The 23,498-nt window shown below is 52.4% G+C and carries 23 protein-coding genes; 13 read left to right on the top strand and 10 right to left on the bottom strand.

Going from position 1 to position 23,498, the window contains the following annotated elements:
• Positions 1 to 214 precede the first annotated feature (214 nt).
• Both CJP46_RS03655 and CJP46_RS03660 read left to right on the top strand, forming a co-directional pair.
• A complete protein-coding gene (locus tag CJP46_RS03655; protein WP_094594228.1) occupies positions 215 to 982 on the top strand; it encodes an SDR family NAD(P)-dependent oxidoreductase in 768 nt (255 codons plus the stop codon).
• 194 nt (positions 983 to 1,176) lie between these two features.
• A complete protein-coding gene (locus CJP46_RS03660) occupies positions 1,177 to 1,968 on the top strand; it encodes a hypothetical protein (protein ID WP_094594229.1) in 792 nt (263 codons plus the stop codon).
• A 49-nt stretch (positions 1,969 to 2,017) separates the two neighbouring features.
• Here CJP46_RS03660 and CJP46_RS03665 read toward each other — a convergent pair whose 3' ends face one another.
• Positions 2,018 to 3,133 carry a VanZ family protein gene (locus CJP46_RS03665; RefSeq protein WP_094594230.1) on the bottom strand — a complete coding sequence of 372 codons (1,116 nt, stop codon included), beginning with the start codon at positions 3,131 to 3,133 and terminating at the stop codon, positions 2,018 to 2,020.
• A gap of 237 nt (positions 3,134 to 3,370) precedes the next feature.
• Here CJP46_RS03665 and CJP46_RS03670 point away from each other — a divergent pair, with 237 nt between their 5' ends.
• Both CJP46_RS03670 and CJP46_RS03675 read left to right on the top strand, forming a co-directional pair.
• Positions 3,371 to 4,726: an amino acid permease gene (locus tag CJP46_RS03670; RefSeq protein WP_094594231.1), complete on the top strand. Its 1,356-nt coding sequence runs from the start codon at positions 3,371 to 3,373 to the stop codon at positions 4,724 to 4,726.
• Between the two features lie 146 nt (positions 4,727 to 4,872).
• Positions 4,873 to 5,853 (top strand): hypothetical protein, encoded by a 981-nt coding sequence (locus tag CJP46_RS03675; RefSeq protein WP_094594232.1) that lies wholly within the window; start codon positions 4,873 to 4,875, stop codon positions 5,851 to 5,853.
• An 89-nt stretch (positions 5,854 to 5,942) separates the two neighbouring features.
• Here the strand turns inward: CJP46_RS03675 and CJP46_RS03680 are convergent, their stop codons facing one another.
• The gene (locus tag CJP46_RS03680) at positions 5,943 to 6,602 is read right to left on the bottom strand and encodes a DUF2306 domain-containing protein (protein WP_094594233.1); all 660 of its coding nucleotides are present in this window, start codon (positions 6,600 to 6,602) and stop codon (positions 5,943 to 5,945) included.
• Positions 6,603 to 6,829: 227 nt separating this feature from the next.
• On the opposite strand from CJP46_RS03680, the gene CJP46_RS03685 reads away from it, so the two are divergent.
• The 4 genes from CJP46_RS03685 to CJP46_RS03700 all read left to right on the top strand — a co-directional run bounded on the left by CJP46_RS03685 (position 6,830) and on the right by CJP46_RS03700 (position 10,048).
• Positions 6,830 to 7,417, top strand: coding sequence for a TetR/AcrR family transcriptional regulator (locus CJP46_RS03685; RefSeq protein ID WP_094594234.1), 588 nt, complete (start codon positions 6,830 to 6,832; stop codon positions 7,415 to 7,417).
• A gap of 295 nt (positions 7,418 to 7,712) precedes the next feature.
• Positions 7,713 to 8,897: an MFS transporter gene (locus tag CJP46_RS03690; protein WP_094594235.1), complete on the top strand. Its 1,185-nt coding sequence runs from the start codon at positions 7,713 to 7,715 to the stop codon at positions 8,895 to 8,897.
• A 163-nt stretch (positions 8,898 to 9,060) separates the two neighbouring features.
• Entirely contained in the window at positions 9,061 to 9,273 is a 213-nt protein-coding gene (locus CJP46_RS03695; RefSeq protein ID WP_076167490.1) for a hypothetical protein, read from the top strand.
• A gap of 226 nt (positions 9,274 to 9,499) precedes the next feature.
• Positions 9,500 to 10,048, top strand: coding sequence for an NADPH-dependent FMN reductase (locus CJP46_RS03700; RefSeq protein WP_179281019.1), 549 nt, complete (start codon positions 9,500 to 9,502; stop codon positions 10,046 to 10,048).
• A 214-nt stretch (positions 10,049 to 10,262) separates the two neighbouring features.
• Here the strand turns inward: CJP46_RS03700 and CJP46_RS03705 are convergent, their stop codons facing one another.
• Entirely contained in the window at positions 10,263 to 11,138 is an 876-nt protein-coding gene (locus CJP46_RS03705) for a LysR family transcriptional regulator (RefSeq protein ID WP_094594237.1), read from the bottom strand.
• A gap of 117 nt (positions 11,139 to 11,255) precedes the next feature.
• Between CJP46_RS03705 and dapA the strand changes: the two genes are divergently transcribed.
• A complete protein-coding gene (gene dapA, locus CJP46_RS03710) occupies positions 11,256 to 12,161 on the top strand; it encodes a 4-hydroxy-tetrahydrodipicolinate synthase (RefSeq protein ID WP_094594238.1) in 906 nt (301 codons plus the stop codon).
• A gap of 540 nt (positions 12,162 to 12,701) precedes the next feature.
• On the top strand, positions 12,702 to 13,952 hold the full coding sequence (locus CJP46_RS03720) for an MFS transporter (RefSeq protein ID WP_094594240.1): 1,251 nt from the start codon (positions 12,702 to 12,704) through the stop codon (positions 13,950 to 13,952).
• A gap of 120 nt (positions 13,953 to 14,072) precedes the next feature.
• On the opposite strand, the gene CJP46_RS03725 is transcribed toward CJP46_RS03720, so the two are convergent.
• Positions 14,073 to 15,131: a 2,3-butanediol dehydrogenase gene (locus CJP46_RS03725; protein ID WP_094594241.1), complete on the bottom strand. Its 1,059-nt coding sequence runs from the start codon at positions 15,129 to 15,131 to the stop codon at positions 14,073 to 14,075.
• 323 nt (positions 15,132 to 15,454) lie between these two features.
• Between CJP46_RS03725 and CJP46_RS03730 the strand changes: the two genes are divergently transcribed.
• The 3 genes from CJP46_RS03730 (at position 15,455) to CJP46_RS03740 (ending at position 19,438) form a co-directional block, all read left to right on the top strand.
• On the top strand, positions 15,455 to 16,480 hold the full coding sequence (locus CJP46_RS03730; protein ID WP_094594242.1) for a LacI family DNA-binding transcriptional regulator: 1,026 nt from the start codon (positions 15,455 to 15,457) through the stop codon (positions 16,478 to 16,480).
• A gap of 41 nt (positions 16,481 to 16,521) precedes the next feature.
• Positions 16,522 to 17,583 carry a suppressor of fused domain protein gene (locus CJP46_RS03735; protein ID WP_094594243.1) on the top strand — a complete coding sequence of 354 codons (1,062 nt, stop codon included), beginning with the start codon at positions 16,522 to 16,524 and terminating at the stop codon, positions 17,581 to 17,583.
• A 175-nt stretch (positions 17,584 to 17,758) separates the two neighbouring features.
• Positions 17,759 to 19,438, top strand: coding sequence for a DUF6138 family protein (locus CJP46_RS03740; protein WP_094594244.1), 1,680 nt, complete (start codon positions 17,759 to 17,761; stop codon positions 19,436 to 19,438).
• Positions 19,439 to 19,659: 221 nt separating this feature from the next.
• On the opposite strand, the gene CJP46_RS03745 is transcribed toward CJP46_RS03740, so the two are convergent.
• The 6 genes from CJP46_RS03745 to CJP46_RS03770 all read right to left on the bottom strand — a co-directional run bounded on the left by CJP46_RS03745 (position 19,660) and on the right by CJP46_RS03770 (position 23,187).
• Positions 19,660 to 20,199 carry a hypothetical protein gene (locus CJP46_RS03745; protein WP_094594245.1) on the bottom strand — a complete coding sequence of 180 codons (540 nt, stop codon included), beginning with the start codon at positions 20,197 to 20,199 and terminating at the stop codon, positions 19,660 to 19,662.
• 71 nt (positions 20,200 to 20,270) lie between these two features.
• Positions 20,271 to 21,002 carry an MORN repeat-containing protein gene (locus CJP46_RS03750; RefSeq protein ID WP_094594246.1) on the bottom strand — a complete coding sequence of 244 codons (732 nt, stop codon included), beginning with the start codon at positions 21,000 to 21,002 and terminating at the stop codon, positions 20,271 to 20,273.
• 116 nt (positions 21,003 to 21,118) lie between these two features.
• Positions 21,119 to 21,319 carry a hypothetical protein gene (locus CJP46_RS03755; protein WP_256992170.1) on the bottom strand — a complete coding sequence of 67 codons (201 nt, stop codon included), beginning with the start codon at positions 21,317 to 21,319 and terminating at the stop codon, positions 21,119 to 21,121.
• A 163-nt stretch (positions 21,320 to 21,482) separates the two neighbouring features.
• Positions 21,483 to 21,983 (bottom strand): DinB family protein, encoded by a 501-nt coding sequence (locus CJP46_RS03760; protein WP_094594247.1) that lies wholly within the window; start codon positions 21,981 to 21,983, stop codon positions 21,483 to 21,485.
• Positions 21,984 to 21,988: 5 nt separating this feature from the next.
• The gene (locus CJP46_RS03765; protein WP_094594248.1) at positions 21,989 to 22,765 is read right to left on the bottom strand and encodes an RNA polymerase sigma factor; all 777 of its coding nucleotides are present in this window, start codon (positions 22,763 to 22,765) and stop codon (positions 21,989 to 21,991) included.
• Entirely contained in the window at positions 22,765 to 23,187 is a 423-nt protein-coding gene (locus CJP46_RS03770) for a VOC family protein (RefSeq protein ID WP_094594249.1), read from the bottom strand. Before CJP46_RS03770 ends, CJP46_RS03765 begins: the two co-directional genes overlap by 1 nt.
• Positions 23,188 to 23,498: the final 311 nt, after the last annotated feature.

Here is a 23,498-nt window from a genome sequence, read left to right on the forward strand (position 1 = left end):
ATGCAGAAAGTCGTCAACAAAATCGCAGCGTGTGTTCGAAATCATCATCGTTCGGGGACATCCCGGGACGATCTGTTGAATAGGCAACATTGATTTAAAATTTGATTATTGTGTGAACAATTAATAAGGGTGTAACCTATATATGTAGCTGATATGAGGGAGCAAAGCCCATACAGCATTTTATAAACTTTGTTGAAAAGGAAGCGATTCAGTTATGAGTCAATCACACACTAAAACTGCAGTCATTACAGGAGCTGCCGGTGGAATCGGAAAAGAGCTGGCACGGCGTTTGGCCGAGCGCAAGCTGAATCTCGTCCTGGTCGATTTGAAGGAAGATGCGGTCAAGAGCGTCGTACAGGAGCTTGGCCTTGATGATACCAATTCGCTGGCAATCGCTGCCGACGTGTCCAAAGAGCAGGACGTGCAAAACTATGTGAACCGTGCTGTTGAAAAATTCGGCACCATCGATTACTTCGCGAACAATGCGGGCATAGAGGGTCCTACCGGGCTGATCGAAGAGCAAAGCGTGGGAGCACTTGATCTGGTGTATAATGTCAACGTCCGTGGGGTGTTCCTGGGACTGCACTACGTTATTCCTGTCATGAAAAAGCAGCAGTCCGGCGCAATCTTGAACACGTCTTCGCTTGCGGGCCTGATGGGTGCACCTGGAGTTGCTCCATACATTATGTCCAAGCATGCCGTGATCGGTTTGACGCGCGTTGCCGCCAACGAGCTGGCTTCGCTGGGAATCCGGGTCAACGCGGTTCTGCCGGGAACGATCAATACCCGCATGATGCGGCAGATCGAGGCGAACTCCGGCAATGCAGAAGCTTACAAAACCGCCAATGAATCGGCCACGCCAATGGGCCGATACGGCGAGCCGGAAGAAGTTGCTGCAGTGATGAACTTCCTTCTGTCCGATGAAGCTTCATTTGTTACAGGTTCTCTGTACACGGTGGATGGCGGTATGGTCGGACAGTAATCATAATGGTCATGAAAGAAGAACAAATGTTCTGATAATTTATTGACAACCGCGCGAATTAACGATATATTGGGTTCAACATAGTTAATGGAAGCGGGAGAAGCACCCTGCAGGAAAGGCGTAACGCCTTACTTGCGGGGTGCTTTTTTTGTCCATTCATTATGAATTTTGATTGATTTGGAGGAGAGATGGGGATGACGTGTTTAAGATCTTTTTGGAAAAACAGCTTGTTGGTGATTTTAGGCTGTACGGTCGCTTTACTGATGCTGGGTCCCGATAAAGCGGATGCCGCATCCGATAGCGCCTGGGACGCCGCATTACAGAGTATAGGCGTCCTCCATGACAGCTATAAGGCGCTGGACGAGGCCAATAAGCTGAAGAAGCAGCAGATTCAGACGCTCCGTAAACAGAATGATGCCCGGTTAAAATCTGTTAATACAAAAGTGCAGCAGATCGACAAGGGCAAGATCGACAAGCTGAAGTCTGAGGCCGATCAGGCTCAGAAGAAATATCAGCCGCTGCTTAATGAGTATACGGAGCTTGGGAAGAAGGCGTCCGATGCGAGAAAACGCAAGGACCAGAAGGCCGCGCTTCAGTACGATCTGAAGCGCAACCAGATCAAGGCCTCGGCCAGTGCGGCACGTGCGGAAATCAAGAGCCGGAAAGATGCGCTCGCTGCCGCCAAGAAGGAAGCCTCGGTCAAGGCCAAGGCGGTGAAGGATACTTTGGCACAGGTCCAAACGCTAAGGAAGCAGGTGACCGCCGAGAATAAGCGGATCACGGCAGCAAACAGCACCCGGAGCGCATCGGACAAGCGTTATAAAGCGGCAGTCAAGCTTGGGAACGCGATCACGGCCACCGCCGAGCTGACCGTCATGTACAAGGAGCTTGGTAAAATCAGCGCCTCCCTCAATCAAATTTACCAGTGGGAGAAACAGATCGATTCCGTCATCCGGACAGCGGAGACGAAACTTCCCAAGTCCTGAAGGAGAAGAGCGATTTTTTATTTGAGAAGCAAGTTTGGGTATAAGGATACTACTCTTTCTGCTCCGTTTGGGGCGCAGCGGCAGGCTGCAATAAGATGACGTGGCGGGTTTTGCTCATTTTTTCATAGAACAGCTGCGGCTCCTTCTTAAACACGCAGATAACGACGTGAATAAAGAAGGCGGTATTCATGGCGAACACGATCAGTCCTAGGATCATGCGCAGGATCGGCGGAACGGTATCCATGGAGCCGGCCAGAAGCCGGTTGGCTCCGAAGAACAACCAGTAGAGGATTCCATACCGGATCACAAGCGATTTTAAGGAGACCCGCTCCCCTCCATCGGTCAACCGGATGCGGACAAGCCATTTGCCAGGGGTCAGTCCTCCTGACAGCCAGGGTACCAGCATGAAATAGAGCCCGGTCGTCACCCAGAATGTGGCCGGGACATGCAGCACATGCAGAATGCCGAGCAGGATCGCCCAGGCAATCCCGTCCGCCATAAAGGCGATTCCCCGCCGCGTATAGGTAACCCGTTTGGCGGCCAGATCGAGGTTGGCATCCAATTGCTCAATGCGCGGAAGAAGGCCGGACAACCATTCAGCTGCCAAGAATCCAAGCAAACCGCCAAGGGTGTTGGTCATCAGGTCATCCACATCGAATACCCGGTATGGGTGATCGTATAATCCGAAAATTCCGCTGAGCTGGGTCGTCTCAAACAGCAGCGACAGCAAAAACGACAGCAGAATGGAAAGTTTCCATCCCGTCCGGAAATAATAACGGAGGATCATGCCGAATGGAATGGTAAGGAACACGTTGAACACCACTTGCAGAAAGGCGCGTTCTGTAAGCAGCCGCAGGTAAGTCGAGGGCTGCGAAGAAACAACAGCCGTTTCTTTTAAGATGTCGTGAATGAAATTCAGCGGTACCAGCTGAAGCGCTCCACCGGCCATTGCCGGATTGTGCCGGGAAGAAGGCAGCGGAAGGATGACCAGAAACAGCGCGTTGAGCAGGTACAGAAGGAACAGGTACAGCACAAATGCCCTGATTTTATTAATATAACCGTGCCTGCGGTACTGGACGACCAAGAAAGGAATGGTAAAAAACAGCGCCACAAAGGGAAATGACAGGAATGCATAGGAGATTGGAAATACATACGAATGAAACACGACTATACTGCACCGCCTTAATTTCTTTTGTTTTCGTTCTGCCTCGCCATCGGCTGAATGTACATCATAGCACAAGTATGATTCTTTTCCGGTTAAATTTTGTTTAAAATTCATAAAGAAAACGTGAAGCGGATGAACCATTTCGGTTAAATTTCTATCAGGTTTCATAAGCAAAATGTTATACTTGAATTTATGGTTTCTGATCTATTACAACAAGATTCAGCAGGAGGAAATTTGATGGCACAACCAGATGGGGTTTCATTGCAGAAAAAATTAAAGCCAAGACATATCAGCTTGATGGCCATGGGCGGGGTTATTGGCACCGGCATTTTCAAAGGAAGTGCCGAAACGATTGGTCTGGCCGGACCAGGTGTCATTATCTCCTACGTTTTCGCCGGGCTGCTGCTGCTCGTCGTCATGGGGGCAATGGCGGAAATGGCCACGGTATACCCGGGCAAAAATATGAAGGATTTCGTCCGTGAAGCTTTTGGCGAGAGGGTATCCTTTATTATGGGATGGATGTACTGCTTCTTGTGGCTGTCCGTATGCGTTATTGAAATTATAGCGGCCGGCAGCTTTTTGCAGTATTGGTTCCCCGAGGTGCCGTTATGGGTGCTTAGTCTTGCCAGTGCAGCTTTCATTATACTGATTAATCTCATGAGCGTGGGAAGCTTCGGCGAGTTCGAATTTTGGCTTGCGGGGATCAAGATCGCCATGATTATCGTATTTATTTTTTTGGGGATCTGTCTGATTTTCGGCATCATACCGAGCAATAACACGCCGTATCTGCATAACTACTCGGCGGCCGGAGGATTTCTGCCTAATGGATGGACGTCCATCTTTTCCGCTTTGCTCGTAGTAATGTTTTCCTATGGGGGCTCGGAACTGATCGGGCTGACATTAACGGAAACGGAGGACAGCGAAAAGGTACTGCCCAAAGTGGTACGCAATTTTATTTTGCGGATTATATTATTTTTCACGCTGCCGATCCTCGTGATTTGCGGGCTGATTCCCTGGAACCAGCTCGGCCCCGAGTCCAGTCCGTTTGTCCAGGTGCTGACTTCGACCGGTATGTCCGGAGCGGCAGATCTGATGAATTTTATTCTGGTTACGGCGGTGCTGTCCGCAGCCAATTCTGGAATTTACGGGGCATCGCGCATGCTCCACTCCATGGCCGCAGCCGGTGAGGCCTCTCCGGCTCTGGCCCGCACGAACCGGAGAGGTATCCCGGTAAATACGCTAATACTGTGCGCAGTGATCTTGATATTGGGATCCATGCTCGGCATGTTTGCGCAGGATCAGTTGTTCCGCGTGTTAATGGCCGTTCCGGGATTTTGCGTGCTGCTGGTGTGGATTTGCATCTCCCTGGCTCAAATCAAGCTGCGGAAGGCGTATCCGGTGAAGCCGTCCTTTAAAGTATGGGGGTACCCGTATGTTACATCCGCTGTCGTCATCTGTTTGGCGGTGATCGCGGCCATGTTTTTATTCGATGTGCAGAACCGGCTCAGCATCGGCGTATGCATAACCGTACTCATCGTGCTGATCATTTGGTCCATGCTCCGGTTTTCCAGAAATCCAGGAAGCAGTAAGTAAGCGGGAAATACCCGCCTGAAGCACTTTGGGTACAGTTTTTTCGATCTCGTATGGCCATTCTGATCTGATTTTTTTATCAACCATAATTAAATTTAATGAAACCTGCAGCCGCCTGCGTTCGTCTAAGAGGGTAACGGAGGTGCAGCATGAAGAATACGATTAAAATCAGTTCGATTCTGCTGGCGCTGTCTTTAGCCGTCGCAATCACTGCATGCGGCGACAAACAGGAACCTGCGCCGAGTACACCAGACCAGAAGGATGAGCAGAATAATCCGTCAGGCCAGCCGGGGACCGCTGAACAAGTACCTTCCGTGAAGGAAGGAACCGGTACGTATACCGGTCAGGCGGATCCGCATACCGTGGAGATTGTGGTTGACGGCAAGCCTACCGCTTTTCAGCTGGGTGAGGGGCTGGATCAAGCGGTGGCGGATTTACAGGAACAGGATCATGTACAATTCAAATACGAGGAAAAGGCCATTGAAGGCGAGGATACGCTGAAGCAGCTGGTTCTGATCGAAATTAAAAAATCGGATAGCGGGCAGGAAGAAGACCAGGGCGGCAAAGGTGACACATCCGGCAAGGATTCATCTTCTCCCAACGCTTCGGGCGGCAGTCCATCTGAATCAGGTGATTCTAAATCATCCGGAAGCAGCGGCAGCATAAGTAAGCGCCCATCCGAGGGAAAGCTCGAGGTCACCTTGGAAGGCAACAACGAAGTGCGTCCTGCCAAGCTCGTACAGGCAGACGGTTACTCGCTGTATATTCCCGAACAGTTTTCTTTCGATGCAAGCAAGCATTTGCTGTATATGAACATTGACCATGAATACTCTGTCCGTATTGAAAAGCTGCCTGCAGACTTCAATTTGGACCAGCTGGAACTGCAAGGGAAGGAAGAGCTTAAGCCGTATGGCGAAATCAAGAAGCTTGGGGCCACAGACCTTACCGGTCCGATGAAGGACGCGCTTATTTTTTTGACGGCCTTCGATTCTTCGGGAACTCATGAATATATCGTGAAGGAGCTTGACGGCAGCGGATTTGTTTTTCATGTCACACAGCCGCAGAGGGAAGCTTCCGAAGGTTTTGGACCACTGGCGTTTGCGGCGCTGAATTCGATCGAAAACGAATAGCTTTAAGCTGAAATTTCCGTTGTTTGCTCGGGAATTTGCAGGGATAAGAAGAAAAAACCGCCATTTGGCGGTTTTTTTGCGCTTATGGTTTATTGTTTTAAGGCTGACTGCCGGGAACCGGCCGGCCTAGGCCAGGCCGTACGAATAATAAGTTCTGCAATGAGCAGCAGAAGTGGAATCGTGACAAACACGCTGATTCGGTAGCTGATTGGGTAAGGGCTTCCTGAAAGCGTGCGGATCGTCCATGTAAGGACATGGACAACCAGGTTCGTAAAGCAGTACGCATAGCTCCGGACCATCCACTTCCGGTGGCTGGCCATTCGCTTTTTGCGGATCTGAATCACGGCGATCACCGTGAATGCCGGCCATAGCATCGTTAACAGGTTAAAGGCGATGCTGACCGATCGTCCTCCCGTGGCGACCGGTGCCATATAACCTGAGGTGAGGCCAACCAGCATGACGCAGATGACATATAAGTATCCGTTGAGCCGATGAAACTTTAGGTGTTTTATCCGAATCCGGTTCGCGAAGTTGACTGCTCCGCAGATCATGGCCAGGCAAGCCAATCCGGCGTGGACCCTCATGACCATCAGCCAAAGCTTATGGTTTAGGGGATGGTTCAGATCGGTTTTAAAGCCGAGGAAGGCCGAAGCCTGGGGATCCTGGATGATCTGCACATAGGCGACGTATAAAATAAAGGCGGTCACGACCAGCAGCATCAGGGCATAGTAGTGCTTGCTTTTTGACATGGCAACATACTCCGTTTGGCGTTAATGTTCGAATCACGGCAGTACCGCGATGGTCGAACTGCGTTCGGAAATTTATGCTATAGGAAAACGCCTTTGGTTGCAACGCATGTTAGGTGTCGTTTTTGTGACGGAACGGTTTTTTTGAAAAAATACTATTTGACAGAACAGTACAAAATTAAGTATTCTAAGAATCAATCAATTATACCTATGGAAAGGGATGCCTAATCATGAGCAAAAGCGGAAGACCCCGTGAGTTCAAAGACACGGCCGTCATCGATGCCGCTGTGGAGGTATTTTGGTCACAGGGATACGAGGCCTGCTCGACAGACGATTTATGCAAGGAAACCGGACTCGGCAGAGGCAGCCTGTACAATGCCTTTGGGAGCAAGCATGAGCTGTACGAGCAGGCACTGATCCGGTACCATCAACTGGGGATTGAAGCTCAATTGGACATCCTGAACAACGACGCCCCGGTGAAGGAACGGCTGGAGGCGCTGCTCGAATGGGAAATCCGTGAAGACTCGGCAGCCAAGGATCGGGGATGCTTGCTCATTAACGCCTCCGCAGAACGGGGGAAGTCTGACCCGGCTGTGGAGCGGATCTTCAAACAGCATGTGGCGCTCCTGGAGCAGGCAATCGAGGACACAATTCGTGAGGGTCAGGCCTCCGGCGTAATTTCCCGGGATCGGGAAACCTCAGAGCTCGCGGCCTTGTTCCTCAGCTGTTATTATGGCCTGCGCGTCATTTATCCGGGGACTATGAACCGTACACTGGCCCGGCGGATTATTGACAGCACGCTGGCTGCGATGTTTTAGCGGGAGTGTGAGGTTAACGGTGCTCGTTTCTGAGCTGCGGCGATTTACGATGGACGATGTCTACGTGATGAACGCCGCTGTTATTTTGAATAATTTTGTACTGATTGTCACAAAAGTAAAGACATAAAATCTAAAATCTGCTGTAAATTTATAACCGATAGAAAAATGAAGATGAGAAGTTAGCAGGAGTGGGAGCAAACCGGAGATACCTTGAAGAGAAGATATCTTAAGAAGATACCTGCGACTAATTTTGTACTGAATGTTACAAAAATATAAAATAAAGGAGCTGTTTGCAATGCCGCTAGCGATTTATATATTGGGACTGATGATTTTCTCTATGACGACTTCCGAATTTATGGTGGCGGGGATTATGCCTTCGTTATCAGAGGAGTTTGGCGTATCTGTCGCTGCCATTGGATATCTGATATCCGCTTATGCTGCGGGGATGATTATTGGTGGACCTCTGCTGACGGTCGGGCTGCTGAAAGTTCCACGGAAAAAGGCTTTTCTGATGCTGTCCGCCGTGTTTCTGATCGGGCAGACGTTGGGGGCGATGGCACCGAACTATGAGCTCATGATGGCGGCCCGAATCATTACCGGGGTTGCCTCGTCGGCCTGCTTCGGCGTCTCCATCGCGATTGCACTTACTTTGGTCCGTCCGGAAGCAAGCGGCCGTGCGGCCTCGATTGTCCTTGGCGGATTGATGGTCGCGACCGCAGTCGGACTGCCCGCTGCCATGCTGTTCGACCAGTATTTCGGCTGGCGGGCAAGCTTCTGGGCCGTCGTTGTCCTCGTGCTGGTCTCGGGAACGATGGGTCTCCTGCTGATCCCGAAATCACCCAAGGAAGAGTCTGAATCGATCAGCCTCCGCGGCGAACTCGCGGCATTCAACAATCGGCATTTGTGGGCGGCCTTCGCTACCAGCATGCTGATTATTGGGGCGACGTTTGCGGCATTCAGTTACTTTTCACCGATATTAACCGATGTAGCGGGCTTCAGCCTATCCATGGTACCTCTTCTGCTCGGGGTTTATGGAGTAGCGACGGTCATCGGCAATACCATCACCGGAAGGCTGGCCGACCGGTACATGATGCCGATTCTGACCATCGGCTTGGCCGTGCTTGCTGGCGCGCTGCTCATGTTCGGCATTTTTGCCTCCCATCAGATCGTCGCGGTCATCGCCATCATCGTGATCGGCCTGGTCGGGGTCTCCCTTAATCCTGCCATGGTAACCCGTGTGTCCAGGGCATCAAACAGCGGCTCGCTTGTAAGTACGTTCCACGTCTCGATCGTCAATTTCGGCATTGTCGTCGGTTCCACTATTGGAGGGCTGACGATCGATCATGGCTACGGTTTGGAATCACCGTTGTGGGTTGGCGCGATGCTGGCCGTGCTTGGCCTCCTGTCGCTGATTCCCTATTGGAGAAAGTCACCGGCTCCGGCTGATCCCGTGGCAGTTCCTGGAAAAACCTGTGCGTAAGCGGAGATGACGGGTCCGGATTCATGCCTAAGCCTGTAGGTTTTGCTTCGATCGGTCCCTGCAGCTTCAGTCATTTCCATTTATGCCATGAACGGCTACAATAGGGGGAGAGCGAGCACCCGTGATCGTATCTAATTCATATCCAAAGGAGAACCCGTAACTCATGGCAACGATTCGAGAGCTTCTGACCGAAGCGGATCTGCAGGAGGCCGAGCGCAGGAAGCTTCCCATACGCGTGTTTAAAGATGACCATTTGATCGATTCGGATACGCGGATTATCCGGTTCACTGACTCCACAGTGATCACCCAGTCCGGTGTGAGCGATGTGACGTACCACTCGCGCAAGGAATGCCAATTTTATGAGATCCGCAAATAAATCTGATTTCACTGCCGGTAAACGCCTAAGCAGAGCCGCCGTTGCTCTGCTTAGGCGTTTACCGTTTTTTTGGCATCAACTACCCATATACCGAAATATATATAGCCATGCCGGAATTGGTATTATCTTTCATTTTCAAGCCGCTATAAGATGAGAGTACCGATGCAGGGTTTGACAGCAGGTTTTTGACCTGCGGAAATTGATGAACATGGGGAGAGATCAAACGATGGAACAACCACTCTTGAATATTGGAATCATCCTTGGAAGCACAAGGGAAGGACGGGTTAGCCCGCAAGTGGGAACATGGCTCAAGGAACTGGCCGACCGGCGTGGAGATGCGCACTACCACTTGATCGATTTGGCGGATTACCCGCTGCCATTCTTCGGACATCCCGGCGGAGAAGACGCCATTCAAAACTGGGCCGCCGCCATCGGCCGCATGGACGGATTCGTGTTCGTCACCGCGGAATATAATCACAGCATTTCCGGCGTATTGAAAAATGCCATCGACCTGCTGCGGGATGAGTGGGGGAATAAAGCGGCAGGAATCGTGAGCTACGGATCTACCGGAGGCGCCCGGGCGGCCGAGCATCTGCGGGGCATTCTCGGGGAGCTGAACGTGGCGGACGTCCGCATTCATCCTACGCTGTCGCTCTTCACCGATTTCGAAAGCTTTAAAAACTTCCAACCGGCGGAACTGCATCACACAAATGTCAACGGCATGCTTGATCAAGTGATTGCCTGGTCTACGGCTCTAAAGACAATTCGGGCATAATTTTAATGGATATCGTGAAAAACGCACGGAGGGAGCGCTTGAACGCTGCCTGAGTGCGTTTTTTGCTGTGTAGCCAATGAATCGAAGAGCCGGCCCCCGCCATGCTCGCGGCGATTGGGGAGTATTTGATGCCGGAAACACGGCGGACGACTTGTTTGCGGACGGTTTACAGCTCATTCTGGGGAATCACGAACAGCCGAGCTGAAGAACAGGCTCACGGCGAATTCTTAATCAAATCGATAAAATCGCCGAGTGCCCGGGAAATCCACTTCTTCGGATGGGTCATCAGATGCAGGCTCAGCCTCAGATCGGGATGGCTAAACGGAAGGGGTGCGAGCAGCCCTCTCCCGATCTCATCGTTTACCGCCATCCGGGGCAAGAGGGAGATCCCTGAGCCCGCCATGACGCAGCGTTTGATAGCTTCGGGGTTTCCCAACTCCAAGCCGAGCCGGCAGGGGATTCCGTGCTGCTTCAGAAGCTTCTCCAGCATGACCCGGTAATTGCAGGTTTCCTCCGGCAGGATCCACTCGGCATCGTACAAATCCTGAAGACGGATCATCCCAAGTTCCGCCAGCGGATGCTCCGGCCCTGCGATGAGAACAAGCGGTTCATCCCGGATCGTCTGCCAGTGAAGCGCCGGATCCTCCGGCTCATTATCGAGAATCAAGCCGATGTCCAAATCCCCCTCTTTGACCCGTTGGACGAGAAGGTCCTCACGATCCGTCCATAATCGGAAGGACAATCCTTCGTACTGCTTGCGCAGCTGCTGAATCAGGGGTGGAAGAAAGTAAGCGGCGAGGGAATCCATCGTGCCGACGGAGATCGTGCCGCCTCCCTCGGTCCGGAGCTTCTCCTTGGATTCATCGAATAAATCAAGCATTTGTACCGTGAGCTTTAGCAGCTCTTCCCCGGAGGAGGTCAGCCGGACCCCCTTGCCGTAGCGCTCGAACAGCTGCGTATCGTATGCTTTCTCAAGCTTCTGAATTTGCGCCGTTATACTGGACTGCGCATATCCCAGCTCCTCGGCGGCGCGGGTAAAGCTTTTGCGGTGCGCAACCTCGCGAAAGGTATGAAAGTACGTTAAGTCCATACTGCTTCATCTCCATAGTATCAATATTATCGATGATGCTCATCAACTATTATAGATAACACTGATAATAATTCCTATGCTAAATTAAAGGCACAACCTATCGAGGAGGTCATCGAAATGATCGGAAGAGATGAGCTGCATGGCGTATTGGTTCCTGTGGTTACGCCATTTTTGCCTGGTGGAGAGCTTGATTTGGCATCTTACAACCAATACGCGGGAAAGCTGGCTGAGCATGATATTAACGGCCTGATCATTAACGGAACGACAGGAGAAGCGCCGACACTGCGCTGGGAGGAAGTTGTAAGGCTCACTCAGTCCACGCAGCAGCTATTGCAAGAAAAGCAGCGAAGCATCCCGGTGATTATCGGAACGGGAACCAACGATACGTTGACGACCGTGCAGCGGACCGAGGAGGCTGCTGCCTTGGGGGCCGATGCCGTCCTCATCGTGGTTCCCTATTACAGCAAGCCGTCGCAGGAAGGAATCATAGAGCATTTTCGCCGGGTAACCGAAGTCGGGATACCGGTCATTGCTTATGAGATCCCCGCCCGTACCGGGGTTCGCCTAACGGTGCAGACGGCCAAAACCATTATGGATATGGACGGAGTGATCGGCATGAAAGACAGCTCCGATGGCCTGGAACTGGTTACCGAGCTGACACGTCAAGATGCAGGGGCAGTGTTGTGTGGTGACGATCTGTATTATCATGCCAAACTTAGCCAAGGGGCGAGCGGGGGGATTCTGGCTTCGGCCAACTTGTACACGGAGATCTTCATTGAAGTCTACGATCTGGTGCGGAAGGGGAGAGTCATTGAAGGCAAACGATCCTTTGACCGTGTAGTCCCCCTCATCCGCAAGCTGTTTCAGGAGCCGAATCCTGCTCCGCTAAAATGGGTGCTGGCCAATCAGGGACTGATTGTTTCAGATCACCTTCGACTGCCGATGACGCGTATTTCTCAGCAGCTTCAGGAAGAATTGGCCCAACTGCTGCCTGTCATCCAATCCGAGCTGGCGAAAAGGTAAAGCAGCGAACGTTAGCAGCAGGCGGCAGCCGTTCCCTCTGAGTGGGGAACGGCTGCCTTGCTTGCCTGCCTTCCTTCCAGTTCTCCGATTCCAGCCCAGACGCCAGTCTTTGCAGCGCATAAAGCAGCCTTTCGGGTATTCAAAAGCATGCTTAGTTTCCGTACAATAAAGCTGGTCTTACACTTTCGGCCAACCGCTTCAGCAAGTCCACGGTTTGAGTCCGTTGGGCTCGACCGGTCTGCCTGAGCCAGTGCTCATCCGTTAAGTTACATCAGACGAGCATCTCAAGAGTGGAATTGCGAATCTGGAAAACTGGATACAGAGCAGCCATGGTCATGGTATACTTTACCGGGTGGGCGAAGAATGGCGGTTGTGAGAAGTCGCCCCTGAGAGGCTTGAGCAGGTGAATAAACCTTCCTTCGGAGAGGCGGGCGTTTTGATCGCCTGGCAGCCCCTTCAAGCGAAGAAAACGCGGCGTAAGCTGCCCTAATTGCATCAGCCAAACGTACTTTCATTTCTTTCAGGATCCGGAGGAACGGTATGTCACGACCCTTATTCCAGCGCTTAAAAGGAAACAGCAGGGGCTGTCTGGCCTTTGAGCCTTTTTTTCTCATTCCGTACAGTATGGTAAGCACCTACGCGACGCTGTATATGTACGAGCTTGGCATCGCCGAAACCAATATCGGGTGGATCACCACCATCGGACTGGTCGTTCAAGTATTCTCTTCGTTTATCAGCGGTTATTTGACCGACCGGATGGGCCGAAAATCAGCCATTCTGTATTTTGACCTGCTCAGCTGGAGTCTGGCGACGCTCCTGTGGGCGGTATCCCAAAATGTATGGTTCTTCCTCACGGCGGCGCTCGTGAACGGTTTTCAGCGCGTACCCCATACCGCGTTTTATTGTCTGATCGTCGAGGATACGAAGCCCAAAGACCGGACTTATGTCTTCACGCTGCTGCAGATTATTAGCGTGATCGGGGGCCTGTTTGCTCCGCTTGGCGGACTGCTGGTGAACCACTACGGCCTTGTGTCCGGCACGCGTATCATGTACGTGCTCGCGTTCCTGATGATGACGTTTCAGTTCGTGGGCCGGCATCTATCGACCCGCGAAACCGAAATTGGCCTGAGAAAAATGCGGGAGACCCGCGATCTCGGGCTGAAGGAAAGCCTGATCGATTACGGCGGGGCGATCCGCGACATTTTAACGAGCAAGTCGCTGATGCTGATCTTTAGCGTCTACATCCTGTTCAACTTTCAGGCCACGTTGAAAACGACGTATCTGTCGCTGTACATGGCGGATTATTTGCATGTGGGCAGCGGGCTGATCTCTCTGTTCCCGGCCGTGTCCTCCGTCATCATGCTGCTGACTCTGTGGCTCCTGATGCCGAAAATTCCGGAGCAAGCGGCGAACCGCTCGATGATGGCCGGTTTCATCCTATCGGTCGTCTCGAACGTCATGCTGGTGCTGTGGCCGACGTCCAACCTGGTATGGATCGGACTCAGCACGATTTTGGCAGCCGTAGGGCTGATGATCAGCTCACCCTATCTGGAGGCTGCCGTGCAGAATGCGATCGACGACGACAAAAGGGCCAAAGTGTTCTCTATGCTGTCCGTGCTTATCCTGCTGCTCACATCTCCGGCAGGCATTATCGGCGGTTGGGCGTACAAGCTGGATCCGCGGATTCCCGTCTGGCTCGTATCGGCAGCGTTTGCCGGCGCCGTTCTCTTGATGATGCTGCATCAGCGGCGGCTCAAGAGCCACGAAACGGAGGCGGCTCTCCGGCAATGAGACGTTGGCCAGGCCGAAAAATAAAACATAGCAAAGATCCCCCTGCCTCATGTTCGGCGAAGGGATCTTTTTTTGATTGGCTATGAGAAGCACCTAATGTGCGATGATATTCGAAGTCGGTTATTTGGACGGATGCGGCGACACCAAAATTTTGACTTGGCTTTTCTCATGAAGCAGAGCCTCGAAACCCTGCTCGACGATACCGCTTAAGGCAATGCGCTTGGTAACGAGCTTGTCGGCCGAGAAATAGCCCTGCTGCATCAGGCTGATCACGGCAGGGAAGACGTCGCGGTAGCCGATGATGCCGGCGATATTCCGCTCCTGCATGACGATCTGATTCGGATGGATCGGGGCTTCCCGTTCGAAAATGCTGACGATCATGATTTGACCGCTGATTTTCGTCGATTGAATCGCTTGGGTTAAGACAACCGGAACGCCTGTAACTTCATAGGCAACATCCGCGCCGCCTTCGGTCAGGCGATGGATTTCTTGGACGACGTCCACGTCGGCAGGGTTGAGCGCGATGGCTCCCAATTCCTGCGCCTTGCTCCGGCGCTCGGGGGATAATTCCACGGCGTAAATTTCCGCAGCTCCCGACGCTTTCAGCGCTTCGATGACAAGCAGGCCGATCGGGCCTGCCCCAAATACGACAGCGCGGTCTCCCACCTTGAAAAGGCTGGAACGGACTGCGTACAGCGCTACGGCCGAGGGCTCGACCAGGGCTCCCTGCTCAAAGGAGACGCTATCCGGAATATGGTGAACCATATGCTCATCGGCCGCCACGTACTCAGAGAAGCCGCCTCCGCCGCCAGCGAGTCCCAGAAAGCCCATCTTTTCGCAAAGGTTGTATTTTCCCTGCTTGCAGGCGTTACAATGGCCGCAGGCGAATACGGGCTCCACGACGACCCGGTCGCCGGCTTTGAAGCGGGTCACGCCTTCGCCGACTTCCTCGACCTGGCCGGAAAATTCATGCCCCATCACGACCGGAGCCTTCTCTCCGGTTAACGGATGAGGCGTTCCCTCCGGTATGAAAATCGGCCCTGCGGCGTATTCATGCAGGTCGCTTCCGCAGATCCCGCACCATTCCACTTTGATTTTTACCTTACCTTTGAGGGCCGAAGGCTCCTCAATCGTTTCCACACGCAAATCTTTCACGCCATGCCATCTCAATGCTTGCATGAATCCGTCATCTCCCTATCAGGCTGTAAATAATATGATGAGTGATATATTGAAAAATAGGAAACGTTTCCGATCCATATGATGTCACATCCTTTACCGTGTGTCAAATCATTTTTCAGGGGAAGCGGGAGCTTTTTCAAGCACGATATGGATGTGCTACATGCATATAAGCGTCTTGAGAATAGCTGGAATGATGAAGCACTGGCAATACATAAGGCACGGTGGAGGCATCGGTACGGCGGGGTATGCTATAATATAAACTAGAAATGAAAAAATTGTCTTTCGGATAGGAAACGATTCCGAATTGAGAGGGATTAGATCGCATGTCCAACAAGAAAAAGGTGACCATAGAGGACGTCGCCAAACAGGCGGGCGTCGGCATCGCCACGGTGTCCAGGGCGCTCAACAACAGCGGGGGGATCAGCGAAAAAACGAAGGCGAAAATCATGCAGGTAATCGATGAAATGGGCTTTGTCCCCAATACGTCGGCCCAAAGCCTGAAAATCCGCCAAACCCACCAGATCGCGCTTGCCGTGCCGGATATCCGCAACGCGATCATCCCGGATATCGCCTGGTCGGTTGAGCAGGCGGCCAAGCAGCACGGATACCGGGTTGTGCAGATTAATACGCTCGGCAACGCCCGTCTGGAGCTGGAGACGCTGCGGGAGATCAAGAAGCTTCATGTGGACGGCCTCGTCCTGATGCCTCTGGCGTATCCTAAGCAGCTGGAAAGCCTGATCAACCAGGCCAGCATCCCGGTATCCGTCATCAATTACGGCAAGAAGCTCACCCCGGAGCTGAAGGCGGATATCGTGGGGCTCGCCCGCCAGGAAGGAAGGCTGGTCATGGAGCATCTGCTTCAGATCGGACGGACAAGGATCGCTTACGCAGGCGCGCCCAAAGACAAAATTGAGGAACGGTACCTGGCGTATGAACAATCGCTGAGGCATGTCGATGCTTCGCTGGTTTATTTCGGGGAAGATTTTTCGTTTGAGACCGGGCGCCAGGCAGCCGACTATTTTTACAGCCTGAAGAATATGCCCGACGCGATCTACGCTGTCAACGATATGGTGGCGATCGGGATCGTCAACCGCTTCAAGGAGCTTGGCATCCGGGTACCGGAGGATGTGGCGGTGGTCGGCATCGACAACAACTTGTGGGCGACCGTCACGACCCCGCAAATCAGCTCGGTGTCCATCATGGGCAGCGAAGTCGGCCGGCTGGCGGCAGAGCTGCTTCTGAAGCGGATCGGGTCGCACAATCCGCCGGAGTATGAGCGGGTGGAGTTTGAGCCGCGGCTCATCGTGAGGGAATCCAGTGTTTCAATGACGCAGTATTCGAATAAATAACAAGGGAAATGCTTCAGCACATAGGGGAAGGGGACAAAATCATGAACGAAGAAATCGGCGCACCGGGTTGGGATGCCATCGACCAGGAACTTGAGAGATTATATGGCGGTCAGGAGCCGAAGCATTACGGAACGCTCATTTCGTATGCGCTCGGCGGCCAGGATCCGCTCGACGGGATCAGTGCCTACAAGGCGGAGTCGCCGATCCCGCATTGGCATTTCGTAACGTACGGTTTCTCGGAATTATATGCAAAAGAGTCGGAGGACAACGAGGTCAGCGGATTTGGCTTTGAACTGACATTTCGGCTGCAGCGGGATGCCGACGAGAAGGAACCGCCGGCGTGGGCATTGAACCTTCTGCAAAATATGGGCAGATACGTCTTCGGCAGCGGGAATGTGTTCCGCGCGGGCGATTACCTGGATGCGAACGGGCCGATTTGCCTCGGGGCCGACACGCAGCTGACGGCCTTGGCTTTTGTTGAAGATCCGGAGCTGCCCGCGATCCAGACGCCGAATGGCCAGGTCGAATTTCTGGAAATGACCGGCATTACGGGAGATGAGCTTGAAGCTATGCAAACCTGGAATACGCTCGGCGTTCTCGCGGCTGCCGAGGAGCATATTCCCGATTACATAACGGATTTAACCCGCAGTTCCCTGCTGCGTATTCCACCCGTGGCGGAGAAAATCCGGCAGGGCGCTGAAGCGGAAGGATCCAGCACCGGATTTTTGTTCGTGGATCAGCTGGCCTGGGAACCGGGAAAGAGCGGATGGTTCAGCAAGTCGTCTTCCGTCGTGAAAATGGGAGCCAAGCAGGCCGGAATTATTGCCAAGCTGCTGCTTGGCCGGATATTGAAGGGCCGCTCGCTCACGCTCGTCGGGCCGGGCACCCGCGTCGTCTTTGAGCCTGGACAGAAGCCGGATTTGAAAGCCGAAGGAGACGAGGTACGAATTGCCCTGAACGATCAAGCCGCGTCCGAGCTGAGCCGTTCGTTGGCCCCGAAAGAAAGCGTCGTTCCGCTGCCTGCCGTGAAGGGAGCCGCCATCCAGATCGTGAAGACGCAGATCAAGGACAGCGAAGGCAATGTGGTCAAAGTCATCGGTTAAGCAGGACCCCGCCTGCGCGGGGCTTGTTTATAATATTAGAAAGTATAAACTCCAGAGCGATTGCTTCCTAATATTGCAAGAAAAATTACCTTTAGACGCGGTCTGTCTTCTTTGAAAGTACGTCGATAGACGTTTTTCTTATGGCATGGCTTAAGATATTCGGGAGGGGAAACGATTGAACGCGAGCGTACAGCTGTTTTTGGATGAGGTCTGGTCCCTGATCAGCGGGATCTACGAGAAAGAAAGCAAGCGCATCCAAGAGATCAAGGAAGTCAGCAGGCTCCAGGCGGGCATCAAGGATTATCTTGGCGTGACTTGGAGCAGCAGCAATCCCGGCGACGGATACGGCGTGATCAGCATCGACTTGGACCGGCCCTTTGATTGGGGCGACTTCTCTTACCGGATGAATGCCGGGATATACATATGTGATATCACCGATGGTCTTATCATCGGAGAGTGGCTTCCCGCACTGCGGACACGGCTTGCGGAAGCGATGAGCGCCGGGACTTACGGTCCTCGGTTTTTCGATTACCGATTCGAGATCGTGCTCGAAATGGAGCGGGAAGAGGGTTTAAGAACGTTCAGGGAAGTTATGATCGATGAGGATAAGCTGGCGAAGCAGAAACGGGAGCTTGAAGGATTCATCCAGTTCAAAATATTGCCGGATTTGCCGGTGCGCCCCAAGGAATTGGACGAATTTTTCTTTGCCCGTCATCTGCTGAATTCCGATCTGTTTGAACAGCGCGGAGAACAAATTGAGCCGCTGATTGGGCGGCTCGATGAGAAGCACCGGTCGAATCCGGACCGGCTGCTTGGGTGGGTCTCTCAATATACTTCAGCCTTCCGGGAATGGGCGGAGGAGCGTTTTTTGGCCCGTTATTTTGAGCGGACCGGGAGTTTCGGCCAAGACTGGACGCGGAAAGATTCGGTGGATGCGGCGGATGCGGCGGTTATGGATGCGGAAGATCTGGACTTTTTCGTCTATGCCGCGCTGAAGGTCGGCCACCTTAAGCCTGAGCTTCGGGAGCGCTATCTGGAACTAGCTGTCCGGCTGGGCTCAGAGAAGGCGGCTGGCTATATAAAGAACGGCAGCGGGCGCTTCCGGCACCGGTTCGAAGGCACGGCGATGAAGGGAGCCGCCAACGACGTTACGGAAACACTCGAGATCCGCCTGCATGCGGAGGAAGAAGTCGCCTACCGGGAAGCGCTGAAGTATATAACGGGGCTGCTCTCGGAGGGTTTTCCCAAAGGGTACAAACTAAACCTGAGGAGCCCAGGTAAGGACAAGCGCTATCTGCCGCTAAATAAGCTGGCTAAATCGCAGATGCACCGTTTTTTTGCCGGCGCGCTCCGGTATCCCGGGCTGCATCCGCTGATTGCCGAGTACGCCAAGGCGGCCATGGAGGAATTTGCTTGGTATAAGGATGTGGACCCCGGGGAGAAATCGGTCATGCCGGGAACCTATGCCGTTCTGGGATTAGGTCTCCTGAGCACGGATTATTTTCCGCTGCTGCACCGGTACATGGAAATGGTTGATACGGAGCACCAATCCGCTCAGGACGGGTATGCCGATGCTTTTATCGAAGCCCACGGGCTGGCCCCTGATCGGATTCCGCTGCTGGTAACGATTCTGCTCGGAGGAAGCGATTTGGCCAAGCCGGTGAAAGCCTTCGTTATCGATACACCGGATCTGGCGGACGCTCTGCTGATTGAGCTGGAATCCAAAGAGGGCTATCAGCGGGAAACGGTGCTGTACCGGATTTTCGGGACCCGCACCAAACTGGCGCATTTAGCCGGTAAAGAGCCTTCTCCGCTGAAAGAGAAGCTGGAGCGGATGCTGGCATGGTATCCGTGAGTCCCGTCACAGAAGGCTAACGAAAAGATCCACCCGGAAAGTTCATCTGCGCAGAAACGAAAGATTTTCACCGCAAAGAACGGGGGAGGGGCACCGATTTCAATGCTGTCGCCTGCTGGCGCGGGGAAGACGGGTATTCGCAGGAGAAACTGGAGTACTTCTTCGTCTTATTTATAAGTACATGTTACGCGATGACAAAAGGAGAGCCGCAGGCTCTCCTTTTAGTTTGACGATTCCTTTGGATTTGGATCGGTTCTCCGTTCCAGAACGGCGGCCTGATCAAGCACAATCCATTGATTCGCTTCGTCATATCCCTTTACGACGGCTTGCACGACGTGGCCCGGATACATCCACGCCGGCTGCCCCGACAATTCCAACTCCCGGGTGTCGGCTAATCCGACCGCCCCGGTGTCCGTAAGCGTAACGAGCGTTCCCTGCGGGAAAAAAGCCTCGATGGAGCCTTCGATCTTTAGCCCGGGAGGGTGCAGCGACTTCAAGCTCTGCCACTGCGCGTTCCTAGTATGTAGGGAGGCTGACCAAGCTTCCTCAAACTCCTCTTGGGTGATCGGAATCAATCCCGGTTCGGATGTTTCAATCGGCTTCTCGGACAGCATAAAATGATAGTGCTCGTCTTTCCGGTTCGATGCGATCCACTTGCCGTCGTCCTCGATCACGAGCTGGCGGTAAGCGACACCTTGCCGGTCGGTCTCAAAATACCACGTCCCCATGCCGGGTTCCGGGCAATCTTTGAAATATTTCATGAGTCCCTCCTTATCGTATCTCTGGCTGGCAATGGTAGATACATGACGGTATGATGCTTACTCGGCCATCCTTATTTAAGGGGAACTTGTCTTGCCAACTGCTCGAATTGTTCCAGATGAGGGTTCAGCTTTGGCTGGATGCTTTGCAAATATTTGAGGCTTGCCTCGTTTCTGCGCTGCTCGGCAGCGGTATCCGCCGGAAAGATGGAGTAGCTCTTGTGGATTGTGCCGCTGCGGTACTCCACGCTGAACAGCGTACCGCTCTTCAGAGACTCTTTGAGATGGTCGGCACTGCCCATAATTTCGATCTGTTCCTGCGGCGACTTGTATGCGAAGCTGAAATCCGGATCGGCCAGGGCATGAATGACATCATAACCGCTGGTCTGCACGCCGCTGCCGAAGGTGCCCGTTTGGATTTCATTCGAGCGGACCGCGCCATCTTCCTGGATGACCTTGTGGGTCAGGGTACCGGTACCGTTCATTCTGCCCAGCTTCCACTCCCCGTTATATACAACTTTGTGGCTTTCCCCGTCGGCAGCGTATTCGTTGAGGTACTTACCTTTGCCTTCCCGGTCACCATTAACGAACTCTCCGGAGTATTCCTTGCTGTTGCCCCATTTCATGGTTCCCCGGCCGTTTGGTTTGCCTCCGCTGACTTCACCGTAATAGGTGATTGTATCCGAAATTTGCAGCCACTCTTTGGCAGTCGCCGCATGGGCGGGTGTAGGGACGGGCAATATGGCCGCAGCTGACAGTGCAGCGCTCAGGGCCAGGGAAACAGATAGACTTTTAAGTTTGACCATAATATTTCATCCTTTCAATAAGCAAATCAATGATCGCTCACGGTATATTGGCAATGCGTAGACAACGTTACGTGAGAAACGTTTTTTTTGATAGACCTTAAGTTTCTTCGCATGGTTTAGACTGCATATTTAAATGTGCAGGCATCGCGCACATAGAATTCGTCACCGATTTTCACGATGTAATCTGTGATTTGAACGATCTTCCCGCTGCCGATCATCTCCTGGCCCAAAAAAACGGCAACAGGCGTTTGCTCAATCATAGCGGTATGGAAGTGAATCGGGGAAGTAAGGGGCTGCATAAATTTTCTGCTTTTCATTGCATTTCACCTCTTCCTGTCATTTTACCAAATTTCAACAAGAAATGGTGAATATAAAAGAGTTCGAACAGCCACAGCATGTTGATGATTTGGATCGTGAAGAAACGAAACGACCGTTCCCCGGTGGAATACCGAGAAACGGTCGCAGCGTCTTAATATCGAATCAGGTAAAAAGTCCGCCTAAACGATCATCGGCTGGAGGCGGGCAGCCCAGTTGTCTGGCCATCGATACGATTTGACCTTTGTGATGAAATTCATGGGTCTCCACATGAGTGATCAGCAGCAAAGGAGTAGGTGTCTTCGGGTAACCCTGCCAGCTCTCGTCCTGCTCGATAGGTTCAGACCAACGATCGTAATATTCGTTTAAAAACCGCTCCACAAGTTCATCCACTTCCGCAAATCGTTCGCGGATGAACTTCACAGCAGCGCGTCCAGTCTCGTGTACGGAAATATCCCGATGTTCTGTTAACTTCTTAGACGCGAAAGATCCCAACCAGAATCGATAACAGTCAATGACATGACTATGGGTGCGGATGATCGTTCCACGCCCATAATCGGGAACCGTTTGATGCAATATTTGAGGGGGCAGCTCCTCCAAGAACGTAAACATGTTTTGCCTAACGGATCTGACCCAATCGTATTGTTGCTGCAGCATTTCGAGCAACGCAATCACTCCTCGGATTTCGAATGATACTGTCCATCTTGCCACTTCAACTTCTCTGTGATCGTCAATACGTTGCCGTCGGGGTCGATGATCGTAAAATAAAGCGTATTGCCGCGCAATTCGATCCGGTCCACCACAGCGCCATCGTCTATCATTTTCCGGTATGAACGGAATATCGCATAAGGGTCCGCACGGCGAAAACCTTCGACCAGCGCTTCGAACACCTCGATGCTAAGTCCGTTGCGCGGAGCTGTGAGCACGGAATCCCAATATTCGGGATGGCGCTCAACGGCTGTCTTCAGCCGCGTCCTTGCCCGCTTCAGAGCCGCCTTCACCGAACCCTCGGTTTGTCCGAACAGCTGTCCGGTTTCCTTCGCGGTAAAGTGAAATACGTCGATCAGCAAAATAAGAACGACCTGCTTGGGTTCAAGCCGATCGGACAACAGTTCGAGCGCCTCACGCACATCCCACCCACTCCATTCATCATAGGAACCGATTAGGTGCTCTTCGAGCTGTCCAACCTGAGGCTGCCATTTGCGGCTGCGGCATATATCGATCCATGCGTTGGCGGCAATTCGAAACAAAAATGGCTTCGTCATTTCCCTGTTCGGGAACCGAATATGCCAACGATAAGCTTTAAGAAGCGACTCCTGCAGCAAATCATCCGCATCCCAAGCCGAACCGGCTTTAGCCAGACAATACCGTCTCAGATCGCTTTGCAGCGGAAGCGTCATCATCGCAAACGTCTCATAATCTGCGTCCGAATGATCTTCCTGCGGCACTAGCGTTGCTTCCTAAATTTATTCTTGTGAGTAAAATACGGCGTTTGCCCCGTCTCTTCCACAATATCAACGGGATTTCCATCCAGGTCGAAGGCATGGAAAAATCTGTACCCATCCTCTTCGTGGATTTCGCTTAATTCCGCTCCCTTCGCCTTAAGCTGTCTATACGAATGGTCAATATCGTACGAAGTGAAATTGAAGTAAGGCATCATATCTTTGCCGGTGTCGAATTGGACAGGCTGCGGTTTTTCCACTTTCCATAGTAAAATTAATGTTTGACCATTAGGGAACGCGAGTGCGACTCGATAATCCGTTTTTTCAATCGTCTCCAGATCGAACATTCGGACGTACCATTCCTCTGAACGTGCCACGTCGGTCACCGGAATAAAGATGCCGGATACATAAGCGATGATTTTTTCCATAGATCAGCCACTCTCCTTATAACCTGATTTTCAACCTATTAACGATAAAAATCCATAAAAAGATACGGGTAAGCTATGGGGTTTTCAATTATTTATCTCGGATTATTGATTGCAGCCTTGCCAGAGAACGCCAAAGAACGAAAATGCCATCCGCCATTTCCACTAGGATATCGACCTGAAGGAACATCGTCGGAAACGTCATCATTAACGATCGATCGGTCATCGACGAATAACCGATCGGAATTTACGATAAGGAGGGTAACGGATTTGACGTAAGCGCTAGTATGCGCTAAGTCAGCAATGACCACCAA

Source organism: Paenibacillus sp. XY044, assembly GCF_002257645.1.
GTDB lineage: Bacteria > Bacillota > Bacilli > Paenibacillales > Paenibacillaceae > Paenibacillus_AQ.

Coding starts and splice junctions, on each gene's coding strand:
- CJP46_RS03770 (WP_094594249.1), bottom strand. CDS start 23,187: ATGGAAAAAATCATCGCTTATGTATCCGGCATCTTTATTCCGGTGACC.
- CJP46_RS03745 (WP_094594245.1), bottom strand. CDS start 20,199: ATGAAATATTTCAAAGATTGCCCGGAACCCGGCATGGGGACGTGGTAT.
- CJP46_RS03705 (WP_094594237.1), bottom strand. CDS start 11,138: ATGGACTTAACGTACTTTCATACCTTTCGCGAGGTTGCGCACCGCAAA.
- CJP46_RS03690 (WP_094594235.1), top strand. CDS start 7,713: ATGCCGCTAGCGATTTATATATTGGGACTGATGATTTTCTCTATGACG.
- CJP46_RS03655 (WP_094594228.1), top strand. CDS start 215: ATGAGTCAATCACACACTAAAACTGCAGTCATTACAGGAGCTGCCGGT.
- CJP46_RS03685 (WP_094594234.1), top strand. CDS start 6,830: ATGAGCAAAAGCGGAAGACCCCGTGAGTTCAAAGACACGGCCGTCATC.
- CJP46_RS03750 (WP_094594246.1), bottom strand. CDS start 21,002: ATGGTCAAACTTAAAAGTCTATCTGTTTCCCTGGCCCTGAGCGCTGCA.
- CJP46_RS03720 (WP_094594240.1), top strand. CDS start 12,702: ATGTCACGACCCTTATTCCAGCGCTTAAAAGGAAACAGCAGGGGCTGT.
- CJP46_RS03755 (WP_256992170.1), bottom strand. CDS start 21,319: ATGAAAAGCAGAAAATTTATGCAGCCCCTTACTTCCCCGATTCACTTC.
- CJP46_RS03675 (WP_094594232.1), top strand. CDS start 4,873: ATGAAGAATACGATTAAAATCAGTTCGATTCTGCTGGCGCTGTCTTTA.
- CJP46_RS03725 (WP_094594241.1), bottom strand. CDS start 15,131: ATGCAAGCATTGAGATGGCATGGCGTGAAAGATTTGCGTGTGGAAACG.
- dapA (WP_094594238.1), top strand. CDS start 11,256: ATGATCGGAAGAGATGAGCTGCATGGCGTATTGGTTCCTGTGGTTACG.
- CJP46_RS03660 (WP_094594229.1), top strand. CDS start 1,177: ATGACGTGTTTAAGATCTTTTTGGAAAAACAGCTTGTTGGTGATTTTA.
- CJP46_RS03700 (WP_179281019.1), top strand. CDS start 9,500: ATGGAACAACCACTCTTGAATATTGGAATCATCCTTGGAAGCACAAGG.
- CJP46_RS03730 (WP_094594242.1), top strand. CDS start 15,455: ATGTCCAACAAGAAAAAGGTGACCATAGAGGACGTCGCCAAACAGGCG.
- CJP46_RS03695 (WP_076167490.1), top strand. CDS start 9,061: ATGGCAACGATTCGAGAGCTTCTGACCGAAGCGGATCTGCAGGAGGCC.
- CJP46_RS03680 (WP_094594233.1), bottom strand. CDS start 6,602: ATGTCAAAAAGCAAGCACTACTATGCCCTGATGCTGCTGGTCGTGACC.
- CJP46_RS03670 (WP_094594231.1), top strand. CDS start 3,371: ATGGCACAACCAGATGGGGTTTCATTGCAGAAAAAATTAAAGCCAAGA.
- CJP46_RS03735 (WP_094594243.1), top strand. CDS start 16,522: ATGAACGAAGAAATCGGCGCACCGGGTTGGGATGCCATCGACCAGGAA.